This window comes from Methylorubrum salsuginis (genome assembly GCF_900114375.1).
GTDB classification, from domain to species: domain Bacteria; phylum Pseudomonadota; class Alphaproteobacteria; order Rhizobiales; family Beijerinckiaceae; genus Methylobacterium; species Methylobacterium salsuginis.
In genome coordinates this window covers 40,922-61,608 of record NZ_FOSV01000013.1, presented here as the reverse complement: position 1 = coordinate 61,608, position 20,687 = coordinate 40,922, and the positions used below count along the sequence as shown (strand labels likewise).

The 20,687-nt window shown below is 69.1% G+C and carries 16 protein-coding genes; 6 read left to right on the top strand and 10 right to left on the bottom strand.

What is annotated here, in order from left to right; all coding sequences use genetic code 11:
* Positions 1–8: 8 nt before the first annotated feature.
* The 3 genes from BM140_RS15825 to dnaG form a co-directional block, all read right to left on the bottom strand.
* Positions 9–1,307 (bottom strand): hypothetical protein, encoded by a 1,299-nt coding sequence (locus tag BM140_RS15825; RefSeq protein WP_131803849.1) that lies wholly within the window; start codon positions 1,305–1,307, stop codon positions 9–11.
* 123 nt (positions 1,308–1,430) lie between these two features.
* Positions 1,431–3,431, bottom strand: coding sequence for an RNA polymerase sigma factor RpoD (gene rpoD, locus BM140_RS15820; RefSeq protein WP_091948293.1), 2,001 nt, complete (start codon positions 3,429–3,431; stop codon positions 1,431–1,433).
* Between the two features lie 211 nt (positions 3,432–3,642).
* Positions 3,643–5,553, bottom strand: coding sequence for a DNA primase (dnaG, locus tag BM140_RS15815; protein WP_091948290.1), 1,911 nt, complete (start codon positions 5,551–5,553; stop codon positions 3,643–3,645).
* A 123-nt stretch (positions 5,554–5,676) separates the two neighbouring features.
* Here dnaG and BM140_RS15810 point away from each other — a divergent pair, with 123 nt between their 5' ends.
* Both BM140_RS15810 and BM140_RS15805 read left to right on the top strand, forming a co-directional pair.
* Entirely contained in the window at positions 5,677–6,642 is a 966-nt protein-coding gene (locus BM140_RS15810) for an SMP-30/gluconolactonase/LRE family protein (RefSeq protein WP_091948287.1), read from the top strand.
* Positions 6,643–6,656: 14 nt separating this feature from the next.
* The gene (locus BM140_RS15805; RefSeq protein WP_091948467.1) at positions 6,657–7,808 is read left to right on the top strand and encodes an L-dopachrome tautomerase-related protein; all 1,152 of its coding nucleotides are present in this window, start codon (positions 6,657–6,659) and stop codon (positions 7,806–7,808) included.
* Between the two features lie 78 nt (positions 7,809–7,886).
* Here BM140_RS15805 and BM140_RS15800 read toward each other — a convergent pair whose 3' ends face one another.
* Positions 7,887–8,345, bottom strand: coding sequence for a GatB/YqeY domain-containing protein (locus BM140_RS15800; RefSeq protein ID WP_091948284.1), 459 nt, complete (start codon positions 8,343–8,345; stop codon positions 7,887–7,889).
* 189 nt (positions 8,346–8,534) lie between these two features.
* On the opposite strand from BM140_RS15800, the gene carA reads away from it, so the two are divergent.
* Positions 8,535–9,764 carry a glutamine-hydrolyzing carbamoyl-phosphate synthase small subunit gene (carA, locus tag BM140_RS15795; protein ID WP_091948280.1) on the top strand — a complete coding sequence of 410 codons (1,230 nt, stop codon included), beginning with the start codon at positions 8,535–8,537 and terminating at the stop codon, positions 9,762–9,764.
* On the opposite strand, the gene BM140_RS15790 is transcribed toward carA, so the two are convergent.
* The 3 genes from BM140_RS15790 to BM140_RS15780 form a co-directional block, all read right to left on the bottom strand.
* Positions 9,752–11,011, bottom strand: a complete 1,260-nt coding sequence (locus BM140_RS15790) for an MFS transporter (protein WP_091948276.1) — start codon at positions 11,009–11,011, stop codon at positions 9,752–9,754. The genes carA and BM140_RS15790 overlap by 13 nt on opposite strands.
* Positions 11,012–11,024: 13 nt before the next feature.
* Positions 11,025–12,005 (bottom strand): helix-turn-helix domain-containing protein, encoded by a 981-nt coding sequence (locus tag BM140_RS15785; protein ID WP_091948273.1) that lies wholly within the window; start codon positions 12,003–12,005, stop codon positions 11,025–11,027.
* Positions 12,006–12,198: 193 nt separating this feature from the next.
* A complete protein-coding gene (locus BM140_RS15780; protein ID WP_091948270.1) occupies positions 12,199–12,567 on the bottom strand; it encodes a hypothetical protein in 369 nt (122 codons plus the stop codon).
* A 204-nt stretch (positions 12,568–12,771) separates the two neighbouring features.
* Between BM140_RS15780 and BM140_RS15775 the strand changes: the two genes are divergently transcribed.
* Positions 12,772–14,037 carry an adenylate/guanylate cyclase domain-containing protein gene (locus BM140_RS15775; protein ID WP_091948267.1) on the top strand — a complete coding sequence of 422 codons (1,266 nt, stop codon included), beginning with the start codon at positions 12,772–12,774 and terminating at the stop codon, positions 14,035–14,037.
* A 15-nt stretch (positions 14,038–14,052) separates the two neighbouring features.
* Here the strand turns inward: BM140_RS15775 and BM140_RS15770 are convergent, their stop codons facing one another.
* The 3 genes from BM140_RS15770 to BM140_RS15760 all read right to left on the bottom strand — a co-directional run bounded on the left by BM140_RS15770 (position 14,053) and on the right by BM140_RS15760 (position 17,827).
* Positions 14,053–14,346 carry an RNA polymerase sigma factor region1.1 domain-containing protein gene (locus tag BM140_RS15770; protein ID WP_056244240.1) on the bottom strand — a complete coding sequence of 98 codons (294 nt, stop codon included), beginning with the start codon at positions 14,344–14,346 and terminating at the stop codon, positions 14,053–14,055.
* A 51-nt stretch (positions 14,347–14,397) separates the two neighbouring features.
* Positions 14,398–16,710 carry an FdhF/YdeP family oxidoreductase gene (locus BM140_RS15765; protein WP_091948264.1) on the bottom strand — a complete coding sequence of 771 codons (2,313 nt, stop codon included), beginning with the start codon at positions 16,708–16,710 and terminating at the stop codon, positions 14,398–14,400.
* An 88-nt stretch (positions 16,711–16,798) separates the two neighbouring features.
* Positions 16,799–17,827, bottom strand: coding sequence for a hypothetical protein (locus BM140_RS15760; RefSeq protein WP_091948261.1), 1,029 nt, complete (start codon positions 17,825–17,827; stop codon positions 16,799–16,801).
* 370 nt (positions 17,828–18,197) lie between these two features.
* Here BM140_RS15760 and dnaK point away from each other — a divergent pair, with 370 nt between their 5' ends.
* Both dnaK and BM140_RS25445 read left to right on the top strand, forming a co-directional pair.
* Complete coding sequence (gene dnaK, locus BM140_RS15755; RefSeq protein WP_091948258.1) at positions 18,198–20,114, top strand: molecular chaperone DnaK; 1,917 nt, start codon at positions 18,198–18,200, stop codon at positions 20,112–20,114.
* Positions 20,115–20,120: 6 nt separating this feature from the next.
* Positions 20,121–20,687 carry a hypothetical protein gene (locus tag BM140_RS25445; protein ID WP_131803847.1) on the top strand — a complete coding sequence of 189 codons (567 nt, stop codon included), beginning with the start codon at positions 20,121–20,123 and terminating at the stop codon, positions 20,685–20,687.

Here is a 20,687-nt window from a genome sequence, read left to right as displayed (position 1 = left end):
GAAACCCGTCAGGGTTTGGCGTAGCCGCCGACACGGATCCGGATGGCCCGATCGCGGGCCCGGAGGGCATCGTATTGCGATTGGCTGACTCTCCCGCTTGCGGCCAGCGCCGCGATGCGCGCGTCCAGCCCTAGCCAGACGGCGCGCTCGTCGGGTGTCAGTCCCGCCAACCGCCGCGTGGCGACCGCCCCCATGCCGAACTTCGGTGGTGGATTCTCCTTCCACCAGGGGCCCGGCGCAGCCGGAGGCAGAGCCTCCAACTGCTTGATGTCCTCCAGAAGCGCCAAGCCCGCTTTCATGGCCTCGGTGCCCATGCGACGTTCGTCGTCCGGGTTGACCGTCCGCCACCCGAGACGATCGAGATGGCCGCGCAAGGACGTCATCACTGTTGCGCCGGTAGGCTCCTGGACCTCGGCGAGCTGCGCCTTGAGTGCCGCGAGGCGAGCGTCGCCGAGCGGCTTGGATCGCTCGAAGACTTCGCGCATCTGCTGCTTGGCGCGTTCCGCCTGCTCCGGCGTTTCAATGGTCTTGCCGTCGAACCGAGCCCAGAGCGGAACGTCGAACGGCATCTCAGCGGCGGCCGCCAGCTCCAGGGCTTGGATCAATTGGCGCAGCTGCGCCTCGCGACGCGGCCGGTCGTCGGGCCATCTCTCGGGAAAGTCGTCACGCAGGAAGTAGTCCTGATAGCTCTCGCCGACGCCGCGGAGGTCGGCCACGATGCGTGCCGCCTGCCTGTCGCCGCAGGACCACGTGCCGAGATCGGACAGCCGAACGAACTCGTGATCCTTCAGGACGATGTACGTCGCCTGAGCGAAGCGGTCGTCCCGAAGCGCGGCGAGAAAGGCGGGATCGCCCGCGAGCCTCCGCTCCAAATTCGGCTCGTCGCCCGGTAGCGGTGGCGTGTAGGCGGGCTGCATCGGGGCGTCCGTGAACGCCACCTCGTTGGGACGGATGTCGATCGTCCCGTAGATCCACCGCCTCGCGCCGGTAACCCGGCGGCGGAAGCCGTGATCCAGCACATGCTCGACGTCGCCGCGCGTGCCGTCGGGCAGGCGCGCGCCGGTCACGTCGCGAGGGTTGCCGAGGCTCCAGCGGACGACGGCCTCACCGTGGCGGGTACGCCAGCCCGTCGCGCCTTCCCAGCGATGCCCCTTGCCGTCCGGGTTCGGGACGGAGCGACCCGGCGGTTCGGCGCCCTTCTCGAGAAAGGGGGACCGATCATCGAGATAGGCTCGAGCCGTATCGCGTTCCGTCGCTGTGTCGGGTTCGGCCATGGCCAGAGAGGATGCAGCCAGCAACGCGGCCATCAGGATCGATGCGAGGCGCCCGCCTCGACCGCGCTGGGATCGGCCTCCGCCGTGCATGAAGCCTCGCGTCCCATCGCGGCGAGCAAGCGAGCCGACACCGTGAGGGCGTCGGCTCGCGTCCGATCAGTTATCGAGGAAGCTGCGCAGCTTGCGCGACCGGCTCGGGTGCTTGAGCTTGCGCAGCGCCTTCGCCTCGATCTGGCGGATGCGCTCGCGGGTGACCGAGAATTGCTGGCCGACCTCTTCGAGGGTGTGATCGGTGTTCATGCCGATGCCGAAGCGCATGCGCAGCACCCGCTCCTCGCGCGGCGTCAGCGAGGCCAGCACGCGGGTGGTGGTCTCGCGCAGGTTCGACTGGATCGCCGCGTCGATCGGCAGGACGACGTTCTTGTCCTCGATGAAGTCGCCGAGATGCGAATCCTCCTCGTCGCCGATGGGCGTCTCGAGGGAGATCGGCTCCTTGGCGATCTTCAGAACTTTTCGCACTTTCTCCAAGGGCATGGCCAATTTCTCGGCCAGTTCCTCGGGCGTGGGCTCGCGACCGATTTCATGGAGCATCTGACGCGAGGTGCGGACGATCTTGTTGATCGTCTCGATCATGTGCACCGGGATGCGGATCGTGCGCGCTTGGTCGGCGATCGAGCGAGTGATCGCCTGCCGAATCCACCACGTGGCGTAGGTCGAGAACTTGTAGCCGCGGCGGTACTCGAACTTATCGACCGCCTTCATCAGGCCGATATTGCCCTCCTGGATCAGGTCCAGGAACTGCAGGCCGCGGTTGGTGTACTTCTTGGCAATCGAGATCACGAGGCGCAGGTTGGCCTCGATCATCTCCTTCTTGGCCTGACGGGCCTCGCGCTCGCCCTTCTGGACCATCGCGACGATCTTGCGATACTCGCCGATCTGCAGGCCGGTCTCGGAGGCGAGCGTCAGGATCTGCTCGCGCAGGTCGGCGACCTGACGGCCGCCCTTCTCGACGAAGTTCTTCCAGCCCTTGCCGCCGAGCGTGCCGACGCGCTGCATCCAGTTCGGATCGAGCTCCCAGCCCTGGTAATGGCGCAGGAACTCGTCGCGGGCGACGCCGTGGTTCTCGGCGGCGCGCATCAGGCGGCCCTCATGCGAGATGAGGCGCTTGTTGATGTCGTAGAGCTGCTCGACCAGGGCCTCGATGCGGTTGGCGTTGAGCGAGAGGGACTTCACGTCGGTGACGACGATGTCCTTCAGCTCTCCCTGCTTCTTGCCCTGCGCGGCCGTCGGCGTGCCGCCGGAGGCCTTCAGCTCGGCTTCCTCGTTCTGGAGCTTGCGGAGTTTGCGATAGTTCGAGGCGATGTTGTCGAACGTCTCGAGAACGCGCGGCTTGATCTCGGCCTCCATGGCCGCAAGCGACACGTTGTTCTCCATGTCGTCCTCGTCGTCGCCGCCTTCCGGCGGGACGGGGCCTTCGCCCTCCTCGGATTCCTCCGCGCCTTCCTCAGCCTCCTGCGGCGCGCCGCGGGCGTCGGGGCCGGCATAGGTCGCTTCGAGATCGATGATGTCGCGCAGCAGCACCTTGCCGTCGACGAGTTCGTCGCGCCAGATGATGATCGCCTGGAAGGTCAGCGGGCTCTCGCAGAGACCCGCGATCATCGCCTCGCGGCCGGCCTCGATGCGCTTGGCAATGGCGATCTCGCCCTCGCGGGAGAGCAGCTCCACCGAGCCCATCTCGCGCAGGTACATGCGCACGGGATCGTCCGTGCGGTCGGTCGGCTCCTTGGCGGTGGGCGTCGCGACGGTGACGGCGCGCGCGGCGCTGGTCTCGGCGACCTCGCCGCCCTCCGACGCTTCCTCGTCCTCGCCCGCTTCGCCGTTGGCCTTCGCCTCGGTCGCGGTCTCCTCGGATTCCTCGGCCTCGACGACGCGGATGCCCATGTCGTCGAGCTGGGCGAGGACGTCCTCGATCTGGTCGCCGTCGACCTGACCGTCGGGGAGGACCTCGTTGATCTCCTCATAGGTGACGTAGCCGCGCTTCTTGGCGAGCTTCACCATCCGCTTCACAGCGGCATCCGTCAGGTCGAGGAGCGGCCCGTCCGTCGGTTGCTCCTGGGCGGCGTCCGCATCGTCCCGCTCGGTTGCCTTCGTTGCCATGCTCAGCCTATTGTTCTCGTGGCGGCGGCCGGACCTTCGGGAGGCCCACGCGCTTCCCGCGAAAGACACGTCGCAATGTAGTGGAATGGCGCGCTTGTCGAGTGCCCGCGCCGATTCTCGTTGCATTCGCTCTAGCGTTACGCCCCTTGACCGTCCGTTAACCATAACGGCCGGCCTGCCGCCATCGCAGCGGGGCCACGCTCGCGCGAAATCATTCGTCCCGGGCGACCTCCGCTTCCGCCTCGGCTGCGGCGATCACCGCGAGTTGCTGCTGCACGTCGCAGAGCCACGCGAAATTGGCCTCGGACCCATCCTCGGCAAGGGCGCGCTCGGCTTGGTGGAGTTCGCTATGTAGCGCTCCCGACTGTCTATGCAAGATCACAGCCTGGTGCAGGGTATGTTCCAGACGCTGCGGGTCGGCATGCGGATCGAGCATCCAGCGGTCGCCGGGATTGACCAGGGCGGTCAGCCGCGCATGCGATTCCTCGAGTCCGGCGCGGCGCAGGCGTGATTCCATCAGTTCGGGTTCCGGCGCATCGACTTCGGCCGCGCGGTCCAGCAGCACGTCGCGCAGGGCCTGCGCGTCCGGGTTGACGAGTTCGAGGGCCGCGAGCGCCTCCTCCTCGATCCCGAGCAGTTCGGGGTGGGCGAGTAGGCTCGCGACGATCATCGCCTCGCGCTTGGCCGCCCGCCCGCCCTGCGCCGGCACGGGCGCCGTCACCTTCAGGAGCGGGTTGAAGCCGGTGACGATGCGCGGCGAGGACGGCGGATCGCCGGGGCGCGGGCGGCGCTGGAACGGCGTGCGGGGAGGGCGCGGCCCGGCGGCGTAACCGCCCTCCGCGCGTTCTGGCCGTCCTCCCGAGAGGGAACGCAGGCGCCCGTCGATCTCGTCGCGGTAGAAGCGGCGCACGGTCTCGTCGCGGATGCCGGCCACCGCCTCGCGCAGGGTCTTGGCCAGACCCGCCCGGCGCTCGGGCGTGTCGAGGGGACCGGCCTCGGTCTCGCGGGCCCACAGCACGTCGACGAGGGGCTGGGCGGAGGCCAGCACCGCGTCGATCGCCGCAGCGCCCCCGGAACGGGCGAGGTCGTCCGGGTCCTGCCCCCCCGGCAGCATCGCGACCCGCAGGGATTTGCCCGGCTCCAGCATCGGCAGCGCCACGTCGAGCGCCCGGAAGGCGGCGCGCTGGCCGGCGCCGTCGCCGTCGAAGCAGAGGATCGGCTCGTCGGCATGGCGCCAGAGCAGGGCGAGCTGGTCCTCGGTCAGCGCCGTGCCGAGCGGCGCCACCGTCTCGGGAAAGCCCGCCAGCGTCATGGCGATGACGTCGACATAGCCTTCCACCGCGACGATCCGCGAGCGGTCGTGGGCGGCCTTGCGGGCCAGATCGAGGTTGTAGAGCATCCGCCCCTTGTGGAAGAGCGGCGTCTCCGGCGAGTTCATGTACTTGGCCTTGGCCTCGGCCTGCATCGCCCGGCCGCCGAAGGCGACGACCCGGCCGCGCACGTCGCGGATCGGAAACATCACCCGGTCGCGGAACTTGTCGTAGGGCACGGCGACGCCTTCGGCGGTGGCCAGGAGCCCGAGTTCGAGCATCGTGTCGCGCTCGACGCCCTTGGCGGCGAGGTGGTCGCGCAGGCCGTAGCGGGCGCTCCCGGCATAGCCGAGGCGGAATTTTTTCCGCGTGCCGTCGCCGAGGCCGCGACGGTCGAGATAGGCTCTTGCGTCGCCCCCTTGGGGACCCCGCAACTGCTCCTCGAAATAGAGGGCGGCGAGTTCCATGATCTCCAGCGCGCCGGTGCGCCGGGCCTCGGCCTGCTCGCTCTCGACGGTCATCTTCGGCAGGCTGACGCCGGCCTCGCCCGCCAGCCGCTCGACGGCCTCGGGGAAGCTGAGTCCTTCCGTCTCCATCACGAAGGTGAAGATGTCGCCGTGCTTGCCGCTGGAGAAGCAGTGGTAGAACTGCTTCTGGTCGTTCACGTAGAAGCTGGGCGACTTCTCCGCGTTGAACGGCGACAGGCCGCGCCATTCCCGGCCGGCCTTCTTCAGCTTCACCCGCCGCCCGACCACGTCGGAGGCGGGCAGCCGGGTGCGGATTTCTTCGAGGATATGGGGCGGGTAGCGCACGGATTTTTTCGCTTCGATGGCCGACCGCGGAGGCCCTCCGGCGTGGGGCGGTATTCTAGCGCGCCATCCCTAACGGAGTCTCGCCGACCGGAGCCTTCGCCCACCCGGCGCGTTGGCCGGGCGATGACGGACCCCGCCTCCACCCGCGGCCTCACCCGCCGCCCGCTCCTCGGCTTGGCGCTGCTGGCGCCCCTCGCGGCCCGTGCCGCCGACGGGCTCGCTGCGATCCTCGCCCCGGGGGCGGAGGTGCGGACGCTTTATTCGGACGGGGAATGGTGCGAGGGGCCGGTCTGGGTGCCGGCGCTCGACAGCCTCGTTTTCAGCGATGTCCGCCGCAACCGGATGATCCGCATCCCCGACGGCGGAACTCCGGAAGTCTTTCGCGCGCCCTCCGAGAACGCCAACGGCAACACCCTGGACGCAAGAGGGCGGCTCATCACCTGCCAGCACCGCACCGGCCGCGTGGTGCGCCAAGAGGCCGACGGATCGTTCACGGTGCTGGCCGAGCGCTACCGAGGCGGCCGGCTCAACTCGCCCAACGACGCCGCCGTGGCGGGCGACGGGGCCGTGTGGTTCACCGATCCGACCTACGGCATCACCCAAGCCTCGGAGGGCGAGCCGCGCGCCTCGGAACAGGCCGGGAGCTTCGTCTACCGCCTCGCGCCGGACGGCACGCTCGCGGCGGCGGCCACCGATTTCCATCAGCCCAACGGTCTCGCCTTCTCGCCCGACGGGCGCGTCCTCTACGTGGCGGAGAGCGGCCAGGCGCCCGACGGATCGCGGCCGCGGACCATCCGGGCCTTCGATGTTTCAGGCGGGAGCCTGACCAACGGACGCGTCTTCGCCCGGCTCGAATCCGGCGTTCCCGATGGGCTCAAGACCGACATGGAGGGCCGGGTCTATGCCGGAACCGATGACGGTGTGCGCATCTGGAGCCCGGCCGGCGCCTTCCTCGGCCGCATCCCGACGGAGGGTCCCTGCGCCAACATCGCCTTCGGCGGCCCGGATGGGCGCCGGCTCTATATCTGCGCCGGCCCGAAGGTGCTGGCGATCGAGATGCGGGTGCGCGGCGCCGGGATTCCGGCGTGAAGGGTTCCGGGATGATGCAAGTCGAACGCCGCCGTCTTCTCGGCGGCGCGGCAGGCCTCTTCGCCGCAAACCTTCTCGGACTGCGCCCGGCGAGGTCCGAGCCCGGCACCGGTCCGCTCGAACTCTTCGTCGCCGCCCAGGCGCCGACGACGCCGACCGGGCTGACCCTGGCCCCGGACGGCCGGATGTTCCTGTTCATGCCCCGCTTCGACGAGCGCACGATCTTCACCGCGGGCGAGGTTTTTCCGGATGGCCGCGTCGTGCCCTATCCGAGCGAGACGGCCAACAACCCCGATCCGGCCAAGGCCGGTGAGCGGCTGTTCCATGTCCCCAACGGTGTGGTGGATCGGCAGGGACGCCTGTGGCTGCTCGATGCCGGGCTGATGGCCTCCTCCGGCGAACCGGTGCCGGGGGCGGCCAAGCTCGTCTGCATCGATCCGGCGACGAATGCGACCACCCGCACGATTCCGTTGCAGGACGTCGTGACGAAAACCTCGTCGCTCAACGACCTGCGGGTCGATGCGCGGCCGGGCCGCGAGGTCGCCTACATCACCGACCAGGGCCAGGACGGCGCGGGGGCGCTGATTGCCGTCGATCTCGCGAGCGGCCGGGCCCTGCGGCGGCTTTCCGGCCATGCCAGCACGCGATCGGTCGAGGGCACGCTGAAGATCGTCGAGGGCCGCGTCCTGCTGAAGCGCAAGGCCAACGGGACGACGAGCCCGATCCAGGGCGGGGCCAACGGCCTCGCGCTCAGCCCCGACGGCACGCGGCTGTATTATACGCCGCTGATAAGCCGGCGCCTCTACGCGGTCGAGACCGCCGCGCTGCTCGATCCCGCCCGCGATGACGCGGCGGTGGCCGAGACCGTGCGCGACCTCGGCGAGAAGGGCCTGACCGGCGGGCTCGCCGCCGATTCCCGCGACCGGGTCTATCTCAGCCTTCAGGAGTTCGACGCCATCGGCCGCCGCGACCCGGACGGGCGGATCGAGGTCATCGCCCGCGACCCGAACTTGGTCTGGCCCGACACGTTCTGGATCACCGCGGACGGCTGGCTCTACCTCACCGCCGCCCAGGCGAATCGCCGCCCGGAACACAATGGCGGCGTGGACCGGCAACAGCCGCCCTACGCGATCTTCCGCATGCGGATCGACGCCGGGCCGGCATAAGCTGTGTTGCGTGGAACAGGACCGATGGTCCTGTTCCATGCGCCCGGCGGACGACCGCCGCCGCGCCGTCGATCGCTCTTACTTGCCCGCGAGCGCGTCCTTCACCAGCCCGCTGGCGCGGCCGAAATCCATGCGGCCGGTATATTTGCCCTTCAGCGCGGCGATGACTTTGCCCATGTCCTTCGGGCCGGCCGCACCCGTTTCGGCGATGGCGTCGGCGATGGCGGCCTTGGTCTCGGCCTCGTCGAGCTGCCGCGGCAGGAAGGTCTGGATGATCTGGGCCTCGGCGCGCTCGGTCTCGGCGAGCTCGGGACGGCCGCCCTGCTCGTAGACGCCCGCCGCCTCCTGGCGCTGCTTGATCATCTTCTGGAGGAGCGCAAGGATGTCCTCGTCGCTGGTCTCGCCCTTGCCGAGGCCGCGGGCCTCGATGTCCTTGTCCTTGAGCGCCGCCTGGATCATGCGGATCGTCGAGAGCTTCTGCTGCTCGCGGGCCTTCATGGCCTCCTTCATCTCGGCGGTGATGCGCGCGCGCAGCATGATGGTCCGGCTCCAGGCTGAGTTGAGTGCGGGGCTGGCCTGTTGTCCAGCGCGTTGCGGTAACGCACGGGCGCGACCAAGTTGACCCCGAAGCTGCGGGCTCGCTATGAGCCCGGCCGAGATCCCGCACATCCCCGCGGCCCTGACGACGGGCCGCGCGAGGCGGCGGACATAAGCCGGATCGGACCCATGCTGCAAGACGAACCCGCGACCCTGCGCGCCGATCCCGCGCGCAACACTCCCGAACCCTGGGCCGAGCCGCTGGCGACCGCGCTCCTCGTGCTCGCCGACGGCACGGTGCTCGAAGGCTTCGGCATCGGCCACGAGGGCGTCGCCGACGGCGAGGTCTGCTTCAACACCGCCATGACGGGCTATCAGGAGATCCTGACCGATCCGTCCTATGCCGGGCAGATCGTCACCTTCACCTTCCCGCATATCGGCAATGTTGGCACCAACGACGAGGATCTGGAGAGCCTGGATCAGGCCCCGGCCTCCGGCGTGCGTGGCGCGGTGATCGCGTCCGCCGTGACGAAGCCTTCGAACTGGCGCTCCTCCTCGCATCTCGACGGCTGGCTCAAGGCCCGCGGCATCGTCGGCATCACCGGCATCGACACCCGGGCGCTGACCGCGCTGATCCGCGACAACGGGATGCCCAACGCCGTCATCGCCAACGATCCCGCGGGCCAGTTCGATCGCGAGGCGCTCAAGGCGCGTGCCGCCGCGCTCGCCCCGATGGAGGGCCTCGACCTCGTGCCGCCGGTGACCTCGCGCGAGGCCACCGCCTGGACCCAGACCGTCTGGGCCGTGAAGGGCGGCTACGGCTCCCGCGCGCCGGGCGAGGGCCTGAAGGTCGTCGCGATCGATTACGGCGTGAAGCGCAACATCCTGCGTCTCCTGGCCGAGGCTGGCTGCGACGTGACCGTGGTGCCGGCGACGACGAGCGCCGAAGCGATCATGGCGATGAAGCCCGACGGCGTGTTCCTGTCGAACGGCCCCGGCGATCCGGCCGCGACCGGCGAATACGCCGTCCCGGTGATCCGCCAGCTCCTCGACGAGCGGGTTCCGACCTTCGGCATCTGCCTCGGCCACCAGCTCATGGGCCTCGCCCTGGGCGGGCGCACGGTGAAGATGGGCCAGGGCCATCACGGTGCGAATCATCCGGTGAAGGACCACACCACCGGCAAGGTCGAGATCGTCTCGATGAACCACGGCTTCGCGGTCGATCCCAAGAGCCTGCCGGAGATCGCAGTCGAGACCCACGTCTCGCTGTTCGACGGCTCGAATTGCGGCCTCTCGCTCACCGACCGTCCGGCCTTCTCGGTGCAGCACCACCCGGAGGCCTCGCCGGGCCCGCGCGACAGCCACTACCTGTTCGAGCGCTTCGTGACGCTGATGCGCGAGAACCGTCAGGAACGCTGAGGCCATAGGCGCCGCGCCGCCAAGGCGGCGAAGGCGCCGAGACCGCCGACGCCAGCGAAGAGGACGACCAGGGCCCGCCCCAGGCCGTCCTCCCCGAACACCCGGTCGCTGAACAGTCCTACGAGCACCGGCCCGCTGCCGAGGCCGACCAGGGTGATGACGGCGAGAAACAACCCGCTGACCCGGCCCCGCAGCGCCCGCGGCGTCAGGAGCTGGAGGCCGGACAGCCAGGCGGGGCTCGCCATGCCCAGCACGACGACGAGGGCGGCAAAGCCCGCGAGCGAAAGCGTGAGGCTCGGCGACAGGCCGGCGAGCGCGGTGGCCGGCACCGCGAGCCCGAGTGCCAGCGCGAGCAGGCGGGGCGCGGCCTCGTTCCGCCCGTTCCGGCGCAGATGGTCGAGGATCGATCCGCCCGCGAGATGGCCGAGCGGTGCTGCCGCGACCGCGGTCAGCCCGAGCCACAGGCCGCTCTCGGCCGGCGTCAGGCCGAAGCGGCGCACGAAGAAGGTCGGCGCCCAGGCCCCGAGCGTCTGGCTCATCAGCACCGAGCCCGTCGCCGCCACGGCCATCGCGAGGTAGGCGCCGCGCCGGCGCCCGATCCAGGCCAGTGCGACCCGCGTGCTCACGGGGCGGACGGGCCGCGGCGTCGAGCGCACCCCGATCAGCAGCGGAACCAGCAGAAGATTCGGCAGCAGGGCGAGGACGAACAGCGTCTGCCACGGTGCCAGCCCCGGCAGCAGCGGCGCCTCGCGGGTCGTGAGCCAGCCGAGCACGAGCCCGCCGAGCAGCAGCGCGAGGCTGCGCCCGAGGGCGGCGCCCGTGGTGAGGCCCGACACGCCGCGGCCGAGGTTTCGCCGGTCGAGCCGCGCGGCCAGCAGCGACAGGGCGGTGGGGGCGACCGCCGCCTGCCCGATCCCGAGGACGAGGCGCGCCGCGAGCAGTCCGGTGAAGCCCTCGGCGAACGCGCAGGCCGCGGTGGCGCCGCTCCACAGGGCGAGGCCGGTCAGCAGCAGCCCGCGCTGCCGTCCTCGGTCGGCGAGCGTGCCGAGGAAGGGCAGGATCAGCGCGTAGGGCAGGACGAAGGCCGAACCCTGGAGCAGGCCGAGCTGCGTGTCGCTGAGCGCCAGCGCCTGCTTGGCCGGCGTCGCCACGAGCGTCAGGAGGAAGCGGTCGGCGAAGGCCGTGAGTTGCGTCGCGGCCAGCAGCGCCACCAGCAGCCAGCCGGACAGGCCATCGGATCGGGTCATCAGGTCGAGGGGATCAGGTGAGCGATCGGAACCACGCGAGCATCAGATCTCCGCCCTCGGGGCGCGCAGCGCGCACCGATTCGCGAAAGCGGCCCGGCGGCTGGCCGTGGACGGCACGGAAGGCGCGGCTGCAATGGCTCTCGCTGGAGAAACCGTGATCGTAGGTCAGCGTTGTGATCGAGCGCGTCTCGTCCGGGTTGCGCAGGGCCGCGGCGAGCGCGGCCACCCGGCGGGCCAGGATGAACTGCGAGACGCCGCCCAGGGGCTCGAACAGGCGATAGAGGACGCTGCGCGACAGGCCCGCGGCGGCAGCGACCGCCTCGGCATCGAGCCGTGGATCGGACAGGCGCTGCTCGATGCAGGCCTGGGCCCGATCCAGCCGCTGGGTGGCGAGCACGACCGCCGAGGCGTCGCCGACGGGCTCGACCCCGGCGAGCGCGCCGGCCAGGAGTTCGGCCAGCGCGCGGGCCAGGCTGTCGGAGGCCGTCGGCGGCAGCGTCGCGCCGCGACGCACCAGCGACACCATCAGGTCGCCGAGCGGCCCGGAGACGGCGGCCGGTAGGGGCTGCCCGTGATGGCGCCGGGCGTTCGGCGCGGTGCGCTCCACCAAGTCCCGGGCGATCGAGATGGTGACGAAGCGGGCGTCGTCGGCACGGGTGCGCTGCGGGCGCGTCATGTCGAACAGGACCACCTCGCCCGGCCGCATGCGCCGCTCGTCGCCGAGCGCGCCGCCATGGAAGCGGCCCCGTTGCAGGAGCTGAAGCGTGAAGTGATCGAAGCCGTCGCGCCGCACGCGGGCGGGATCGCGGCTGTGCTCGACGGCGCGCAGATGCCGGTCGAACACCAGCATGCGGCCGACCTGATGCGCCTTCATCGAGGCGCTGAAGCCGGCACCGGCCGCCGCGACGTCGGACCCGCTCTTATACAGGTCGCGGTATCGCTCGAAGCCGTCCGGCGTGTCGGTGGACGAGAAGGTGAAGGCGTGGGGCGGCACAGGCGGGCAAGACCGAGAAAGCCGGCCCGTTCTCCCGCGGGTGCAAGACGAAGCCTCGATCCGAGCTTATCCGTCGCGCCGGCTGGACTGGCAAGCGGCCATTCTGCGTAACGTCTTCACGATTCTGCGTAAATTTCGCGAAAGCCGCGCGGGCGACAAGAGCCCCCTCTTCCCGCGCGGCCCGACCGCAAGACTACTCGACGACGAAGCGCGTCGTGCCGGCCTTGCGATTCCAGAACAGGGTCACAGTGCTGACGTTGCAGAGATTGACTTCGCGGAACTCCGACTCGTCGCCGTCATTGTAGACGACCTTGATGTCCCACTTGCAGGCCTTCGAGCCGCCGTTGAACGAGATGTCGGCGCTCTCGCCGTCGCCGATCGAATCCTTGCCCATCACGTCCTCGCCCCAGTGCCGCTGGCTCACCGGACCGACATAGACCTCGTCGATCTGGTAGCCGGTGCGGTTGACGAGGGTGAAGTCCTGTTTGCCCTGTGCCAGCACCGGGAGCGGTGCGAGCGTCATCGCCGCCAGGATGGTGAGGTTCAGGGCGCTGCGCAGCATGGTCCGGGTGCTTTCCGTCGCTCGTTCGCGGGAGCCGCGCGTTTCGCTGCTCCCTGCCATCGCGTGTAGGGCAGGTTCCGCCGGGCGACATTGACCGGGCGTCCCGATCGATTGGCCCTGCGTCCCGTTATTCCGTTCCGCCTGCGCGGCTGCCATGAAGCGGGTAAGCCTTGCTTTGCCCGCGTAAGTGACCAATTTCGGCCGATGCTCGACGCGGACGCCCCGAGACCCACCCCGACCGCCCTCGCCGACGGATCGGAGGCGGAGGACGTGCCCTTCGGCGCGCTCCAATCCTGCGTCGGCATCCGCGACTGGCTCCTCGGGGAGGGCGCGCGGCTGCCCAAGGCGGACGATCTGCTCGCGGGCCTCGCACAGCGGCTGAACGACATCGGCGTACCGATCGACCGGGCGACGACCGCGATCGACACGCTGCACTCGGAATATTCGGGCGTCGGCCGGCGCTGGACCCGGGAGGAGGGATCGAGCGTCCGACTGTTTCCGCACGGCGAGGCTTCCGAAAAGGCCTATCGCCAGAGCCCGTTCTATACGGTGCACCAATCGGGCGAGTGGCTCGTCCTCGATCTCGCGCAGACCCCCGACGACGCCTATGCCGTGATCCCCGAACTGAAGGCCGCGGGTTACACCCACTACGTCGTGGCGCCGCTGATCTTCACCAACGGCACCCGCAACGGCATCACCTTCGCGACCCGCGCGGGGCAGGGGTTTCGCGACGAGGACATCGCGATCCTGCGCTTCGTCATGCCCGCGCTCGCCGCGGTGATGGAGATGCGGCTCCTCAACAAGCAGCTCGACACGGTGCTGCGCATCTATGTCGGCGACGAGCCGCACCGGGCGATCCTGGCCGGCGACATCCGCCGGGGGCAGGTCCGGCGCATCCGCTCGGCGATCCTGTTCGCCGACATGCGCGACTACACCCGGCTCTCCGCCGACCTGACGCCGGAGGGCGCGGTCGATCTCCTCAACGCCTTCTTCGATTGCCTCGTCCCGCCGATCGAGCGGGAGGGCGGTGAGGTGCTGAAATATCTCGGCGACGGCCTGCTCGCGATCTTCCGCGAGTCGGGGGACGACATGGGCAGCGCCGCGAAAGGGGCGCTGACCGCCGCGCAATCGGCGCTGGCGGCGCTCGCCGAGGCCAACGCGGTCGGGCGCTTTTCCGGCAAGGCGGTCGATGCCGGCATCGCGCTCCACCACGGCGAGGCGGCCTACGGCAATGTCGGCTCCGGCACCCGGCTCGACTTCACCGTGATCGGCCGCGACGTGAACCTCGCGAGCCGGCTGGCGCGGCTCAACCGCACGCTCCAAGAGCCGCTGCTGATGTCGAAGCCGTTCGTGGATTTCCTCTGGGGCGACCCCGAGCCTCTCGGCAGCCACCCCCTCGACGGTTTCCCCGAGCCGATGGCGGTGTTTCGGCCGGAGCGGAAATCGAAGCCGCTGGCGAAGGCGGGTTGAGCGCGCGTTTGCGTCTCAATCGCCCTCGTCCAGCTCGATCCCGTACTCGGCCAAGACCCAAAAAATCGCTTCGAGGTCGTCCGCCGTCACGTCGCGGGGCGGCAGCGCCTCCTCGAGGTCGTCGTAGGTGAGCGAGCGGCGGCGCTCCGCATCCGCCTTGGCCAGCAGCCGGTCGACGGTCATGCGGATGTCGGCCGGCAGGGCGTCGTGGCTCGGCAGCACGACCCCGCCCGCCGGGCGCAAGGCGTCGCTGAGCAGGCGGTCGATGATCGCCTGCCGCCGCGCATGGGCTCCGTCCGGTCCATCCATGGGGCGGAATATGGACCGGTATGGGCCGGCGTCGAGTCCGATCCGACCCCGTCAGATCCCGTCAGTCGCGCCCTGCATGGCTGAACGGGTGACGCGCACCGGAATCGCCTTCGCGGCCGGCACCTTCGCCTGGATGTCGTGGTGCCAGAGCGGGATCAGCACGTTCAGCTCCGGGTAGTAGCCGCCGCAATTGCCCTCGGGGATGTCGTAGCGGACGATGCGCAGGCCCCGCACCGTGCGCTCGAACCCGTCGGAGGCGTCGGTGGCGACATCCACCGTCTCGCCGTCGGCGAGCCCGAGGCGGGCGATGTCGTTCTCGTTCATGAACAGCACGTCGCGGGTGCCTTTCACGCCGCGGAAGCGGTCGTGGTAGCCGTAGACCGTGGTGTTGAACTGGTCGTTCGAGCGCAACGTGATGAGATCGATCACGTCGCGCCCACGGGCCGGCATGTCGGGGTCCTCCTCCAGCCCGTCCGGCGGCACGACGAAGTTGGCCTTGCCGGTATCGGTCTCCCACTTGCGCTCGCGGGCGGCGATCGGCTTGTGCTGGCCGCCGGGCTCGAACAGGCGCGCGTTGAAATCCTTGAATTTTTCGGGGTAGGTCGCCTCGATGGCGTCGCGCACGCGCGCGTAGTCGGCGACCCAAGCGTCCCAATCGACATGGCCGCCCGGCGGCAGGGTCGCCTTGGCGAGTTCGGCCACGATCCACGGTTCGGAGCGGACGTGGTCGCTGATCGGGGTGGCAACGCCCTTGGAGCCGTGGAAGCAGGAGGTCGAATCCTCCATCGACACTGCCTGCGGGCCGCTCCTCTGCTCGTCCACCTCGATCCGCCCGAGGCAGGGCAGGATGTAGGCGATTTCACCGTTGACGAGGTGCGAACGGTTGAGCTTGGTCGAGACCTGCACGGTCAGCCGCTGGCCGCGCCACGCCTCTTCCATCCGCTTGGTGTCGGGCACCGCGCGCACGAAATTGCCGCCCAAGCCGATGAAGGCCTTCACCTTGCCGTCTACGATCGCCTCGCAGGCCTCGACGGTGTTGAGGCCTTTTTCCCGCGGCGGCTCGAAGCGGTAGAGTTCCTTGAGCTTGTCGAGGGGAACGAGTTCGGGATCGTCGGCGATGCCGACGGTGCGCTGCCCCTGCACGTTAGAGTGCCCCCGCACCGGGCAGATGCCGGCGCCGGGGCGGCCGATATGGCCGCGCAGGAGAAGCAGGTTGACCAGCATCTGCACCGTCTCGGTGCCGCGGCGGTGCTGGGTCAGGCCCATCCCGTAGATGCCGATCACCGCCTGCGCCCGCGCATAGACGGCGGCGGCCGCCTCCAACGCCTCGCGCTTGAGGCCGGATTTGGCCTCCAACGCCAGCCAGTCGAGCCGGTCGCAGAAAGTTTCGAATTTTTCGAAGCCGTGGGTGTGCTCGGCGATGAACGCCACGTCGAGGAGGCGGGGTCGCCCCTCGTCCTGCGCCGCGCGGTCGGCGGCAAACAGCGCCTTGCAGATGCCGGCGATCGCCGCGATGTCGCCGCCCGCCTTCACCTGATGGTATTGCGTCGAGATCTGCGTCGAGGATTTCGTCAGCATCTCGACGGGCGATTGCGGGTTGGTGAAGCGCTCCAGGCCGCGTTCCCGCAGCGGGTTGAAGGTGATGATCGGCACGCCCCGGCGGCGGGCGTCCTGCAGCGGATGCAGCATCCGCGGCGCATTCGAGCCGACGTTCTGGCCGAAGAACAGGATCAGGTCGGTCGCCTCGAAATCCTCCAGCACCGTCGTCCCGACCGGCACGCCGATCGATTGCGGCAGCGCCTTGGAGGTCGATTCGTGGCACATGTTGGAGGAGTCGGGCAGGTTGTTGGTTCCGTACATCCGCGCGAACAGCGCGTACATGTAGCTCGTCTCGAGCGAGGCCCGGCCCGAGGCGTAGAACACCACCGATTTCGGATCGAACCCCTTCAGTTCGCGGCCGATCTCGGCGAAGGCGTCTTCCCAAGAGACCGCGACGTAGCGGTCGCGCTGGGGATCGTAGCGTAAGGGGTGGGTCAGCCGGCCCTTCTCCTCCAGCGCGTAATCCGACCACGTCAGCAGTTCGGTGACGGTGTGGCGCTCGAAGAAGTCGGGGCCGATGCGTTTGCGGGTCTGCTCCCAGGCGGTCGCCTTGGCGCCGTTCTCGCAATACTCGAACGTCGCGGGCTCGGCCGGCTTCGACCACGCGCAGGACACGCACATGTAGCCGCCGGGCTTGTTCTGCTTGAGCAGCATCGCCGCGCCGGTGACCGGAATCTCCTCGCGGGTCAGGATGTCCACGAGCGAGCGGGCCGAGCCCCAGCCGCCGGCCGGGTCGGTATAGGCTTCGATCTTCTGGTCGGGCATGGCGCGCTCGCGAGGCTCCGGGGGACCTCGGCGCAACAGGGCGGGCGAAAGCGGAGTTCCGGCCCGCGGTGACGCGGGCCGGAGCGGATCACTGTTCGGCGAACGGATCGCCGCCGCCGGCGGCATCGGGATTCACCCCATCCACCGCAGGCTTGGGCCGGCGCGGCCGGGGGGCGGGCGTATTGGACGCCGTCGGGCTCGCGGTGTTGGCACCGAGCCGGGTGGCGAGCGCGATGGCCCGCGCCTCGGTGTAGCGCAGGTGGCAATAGCCGTGCGCGCCCTCGCGGGCATAGGTGCGGCAGGCCTGCTCGCGGTCGGACGAGAAGGCGGCCTGCTCCTGCACGATCGGCCGCACGTCCTGCCCGCGGGAGCGCTGGGTCATCAGCTTGAAATTGTCGCGCACCGCCCGGTCGGCGACGCCGCGGGCGGTGTCGAACTCGCCCGCCTGGGGGATCAAGGCCGCCGCGCCCGGCCCCCACAGGCCGCTCGGCGTGGTGGCGCAATCCTGCGCGGTGAAGGTGCAGACCTTGTCGCCGAGCGGGGTCGCCAGCACGCTGCCGTCGAGCACGTCGAGCTTGAGCGGGCATTCGGCCGCGTTGGCGGAGAAGCGCGACACGCCCTGCGAGCGGCCTTCCGCCGTCAGCGTCACCGGCTTGCCGGCATTGAGCTTGACCGAGCAGGTCTCGGTCGGCTGCGAGACCTTGGTGCCCGGCAGCGTCATCAGCGCGGTGTAGGCGCCGCCGGCCTTCTCGATCTTGAGCGAGCCGGTGAGGCCGTTGAGCAGGAGATCCTGGCCGACGACGTTGTCCTCGGCCGGTACCTTGAGCACCACGGGCTGGCGCGGCACCGGCGGCGCGGACGGCCGGGTCTCGGCCCCCTCGCCGGGCAGGGCCGGTGCACCGGGCTCACCCGGCACGGGGGCGGGCGGCTGGACCGGCACGTTGCGCGGCGGGGCGGGGGGCTTGGCCGCCTTGCCGATCCCGAACAGCTCCTCGAAGAAGTTCTGAGCCTGGGCCCCGGCGGGACTGAGCGCGACGAGGCCGAAAAGGCCGGCTGCGGCTATGCGCCGGAAGCGGGTGGGCCGTGCGGCGGGACGTAACGGGACGGGCAGTCGCATCAGGCTTTCGCCATCCTGGCTCGGGGCCGGTCGTTCGGTCGGCGTCAATTCTCTCTAGCACGCCACCCGTGGCGCGGGCGTGGCAGCCTGGCAACGGGAAAAGCCCGCGCGGCGGCACCAATTCCCAAAAACTCCCACGGAACACGGGATTGTGGGACGTGGTTCGCGCGTCTCCGCCCGTTCTTGCGGCGGCGTAGCCGTCTTCTTATATGCGCCGAGACACGGGACGAGGCCTTGAAAGCGCATCCTGCCCCGGGAGCCGCGCTTCGGATCCATCCCGTTCTCAAGCCTGGAAGTTTTGTACCGCCATGGGTCGAGCTGCTTCGGGGCTCGGCGGTCTGCTTGAAACAGCGAACAGAGGGATCCCACCATGGGTAAAGTGATCGGAATCGACCTCGGCACCACCAATTCCTGCGTGGCCGTCATGGAAGGCACGCAGCCGAGGGTCATCGAGAATGCGGAGGGCGCCCGCACCACCCCGTCCATCGTCGCCTTCACCGACGACGGGGAGCGCCTCGTCGGCCAGCCGGCCAAGCGGCAGGCCGTGACCAATCCCGAGCGCACGTTCTTCGCGATCAAGCGCCTGATCGGCCGCACCTACGACGATCCGCTGACGCAGAAGGACAAGGGGCTCGTCCCCTACAAGATCGCCAAGGGCGACAACGGCGACGCCTGGGTCGAGGCCGACGGCAAGAAGTACTCGCCCTCGCAGATCTCGGCCTTCACCCTTCAGAAGATGAAGGAGACCGCCGAGTCGCATCTCGGCCAGCCGGTGACGCAGGCCGTCATCACGGTCCCGGCCTACTTCAACGACGCCCAGCGTCAGGCCACCAAGGATGCCGGCAAGATCGCCGGCCTTGAAGTCCTGCGCATCATCAACGAGCCGACGGCGGCCGCGCTCGCCTACGGCCTCGACAAGAAGAAGGCCGGCACCATCGCGGTCTACGACCTCGGCGGCGGCACCTTCGACGTGTCGATCCTCGAGATCGGCGACGGCGTGTTCGAGGTGAAGTCGACCAACGGCGACACCTTCCTCGGCGGCGAGGACTTCGACAACCGCGTGGTCGAGTACCTGACCGCCGAGTTCAAGAAGGAGCAGGGCATCGACCTGACCAAGGACAAGCTCGCCCTCCAGCGGCTCAAGGAGGCCGCCGAGAAGGCCAAGATCGAGCTGTCCTCGGCGACCCAGACCGAGATCAACCTGCCCTACATCACCGCCGACGCTTCGGGCCCGAAGCACCTCGCGCTGAAGCTCTCGCGGGCGAAGTTCGAGTCGCTGGTCGACGACCTCGTCCAGCGCACCATCGAGCCCTGCCGCAAGGCGCTCAAGGATGCCGGCGTCTCGGCCTCCGAGATCGACGAGGTCGTGCTCGTCGGCGGCCAGACCCGCATGCCCAAGGTGCAGGAGGTCGTGAAGGCGTTCTTCGGCAAGGAGCCCCACAAGGGCGTCAACCCGGACGAGGTCGTCGCCATCGGCGCCGCGGTCCAGGCCGGCGTGCTTCAGGGCGACGTGAAGGACGTGCTGCTGCTGGACGTCACCCCGCTCTCGCTCGGCATCGAGACGCTGGGCGGCGTGTTCACCCGCCTGATCGACCGCAACACCACGATCCCGACGAAGAAGTCCCAGGTCTTCTCGACGGCCGAGGACAACCAAAACGCGGTCACCATCCGGGTCTTCCAGGGTGAGCGCGAGATGGCGGCCGACAACAAGCTGCTCGGCCAGTTCGACCTGATGGGCATCCCGCCGGCCCCGCGCGGCATGCCTCAGATCGAGGTGACCTTCGACATCGACGCCAACGGCATCGTGAACGTCACGGCCAAGGACAAGGCGACCAACAAGGAGCACCAGATCCGCATCCAGGCCTCTGGCGGCCTCTCGGACGCGGATATCGAGAAGATGGTCAAGGACGCCGAGGCCAACGCCGAGGCCGACAAGAAGCGCCGCGAACTCGTCGAGGTGAAGAACCAGGGCGAGAGCCTGATCCACGCCACCGAGAAGTCGGTCGCGGAATACGGCGACAAGGTCTCGGCGGCCGACAAGGGCGCCATCGAGACGGCCATCGCCGCGCTTCGCACCGCGCTGGAGGGCGAGGATGCCGAGGGCATCAAGGCCAAGACCAACGACCTGATGCAGGCCTCGATGAAGCTGGGCGAGGCGATGTACGCCGCCTCGCAGAACGAGGGCGCGCCGGGTGAGGGCGCTTCCGCGTCGGCCGAGAAGAAGGACGACGTCATCGACGCCGACTTCCAGGAGGTCGACGACAAGGATCAGAAGAAGCGCGCCTGATCCGGCGTGCTTCGCCTGAGCCTATCGAACGTTGGCACGGTCGGGGCTATCCCGGCCGTGCCCTTTCATATCGTTCGTGTCGTTGGTGCAGCGCTCGGTATTTTGCTATGCGCTTCCGTAGCGACGCGGGCCGAATCGAGATTGGATCCTCAGTTGCGCGAGGAGATGAGGATCCGTGGTGGGATGAGAAATCTGCATCACAGCATGATGCTCGCCGAGCACAATCTCGCTGCGGCATTGTTGCAACGCGATGTGGCGCGCGTTCATCTCGTCATTGAGTATCTCGTATTGGCAGCCGCAAAACCGGCGGTACCCCGACATGCTTGCGTGGAGGCCGCGCAGGGCTTGCAGGAAGCTGTTGGCAGTGCCGGCTTCGTTATCGATCAGAACGCTATGACCGTCAAAATTGACGATGAGCAGACAATAGATCTGCGCCCTGATCGGAATGCAATCGATAAAGCCTATAGCGACGGATTTTCGAAATATAAAAACAGCATTGATGATTGTGAGCAACAAATCGGTGTCGCCGGAACTCGGCGCGTGATGCCTGACAGACTTCCCTGGGCGAAATAA

Excerpts from the sequence above, each read along its gene's own strand:
- BM140_RS15825 (WP_131803849.1), bottom strand. The coding sequence starts at position 1,307 with ATGGCCGCGTTGCTGGCTGCATCCTCTCTGGCCATGGCCGAACCCGAC.
- BM140_RS15775 (WP_091948267.1), top strand. The coding sequence starts at position 12,772 with ATGCTCGACGCGGACGCCCCGAGACCCACCCCGACCGCCCTCGCCGAC.
- BM140_RS15780 (WP_091948270.1), bottom strand. The coding sequence starts at position 12,567 with ATGCTGCGCAGCGCCCTGAACCTCACCATCCTGGCGGCGATGACGCTC.
- rpoD (WP_091948293.1), bottom strand. The coding sequence starts at position 3,431 with ATGGCAACGAAGGCAACCGAGCGGGACGATGCGGACGCCGCCCAGGAG.
- carA (WP_091948280.1), top strand. The coding sequence starts at position 8,535 with ATGCTGCAAGACGAACCCGCGACCCTGCGCGCCGATCCCGCGCGCAAC.
- BM140_RS15805 (WP_091948467.1), top strand. The coding sequence starts at position 6,657 with ATGCAAGTCGAACGCCGCCGTCTTCTCGGCGGCGCGGCAGGCCTCTTC.
- dnaK (WP_091948258.1), top strand. The coding sequence starts at position 18,198 with ATGGGTAAAGTGATCGGAATCGACCTCGGCACCACCAATTCCTGCGTG.
- BM140_RS15760 (WP_091948261.1), bottom strand. The coding sequence starts at position 17,827 with ATGCGACTGCCCGTCCCGTTACGTCCCGCCGCACGGCCCACCCGCTTC.
- BM140_RS15765 (WP_091948264.1), bottom strand. The coding sequence starts at position 16,710 with ATGCCCGACCAGAAGATCGAAGCCTATACCGACCCGGCCGGCGGCTGG.
- BM140_RS15810 (WP_091948287.1), top strand. The coding sequence starts at position 5,677 with ATGACGGACCCCGCCTCCACCCGCGGCCTCACCCGCCGCCCGCTCCTC.
- BM140_RS15790 (WP_091948276.1), bottom strand. The coding sequence starts at position 11,011 with ATGACCCGATCCGATGGCCTGTCCGGCTGGCTGCTGGTGGCGCTGCTG.
- BM140_RS15800 (WP_091948284.1), bottom strand. The coding sequence starts at position 8,345 with ATGCTGCGCGCGCGCATCACCGCCGAGATGAAGGAGGCCATGAAGGCC.
- BM140_RS15770 (WP_056244240.1), bottom strand. The coding sequence starts at position 14,346 with ATGGATGGACCGGACGGAGCCCATGCGCGGCGGCAGGCGATCATCGAC.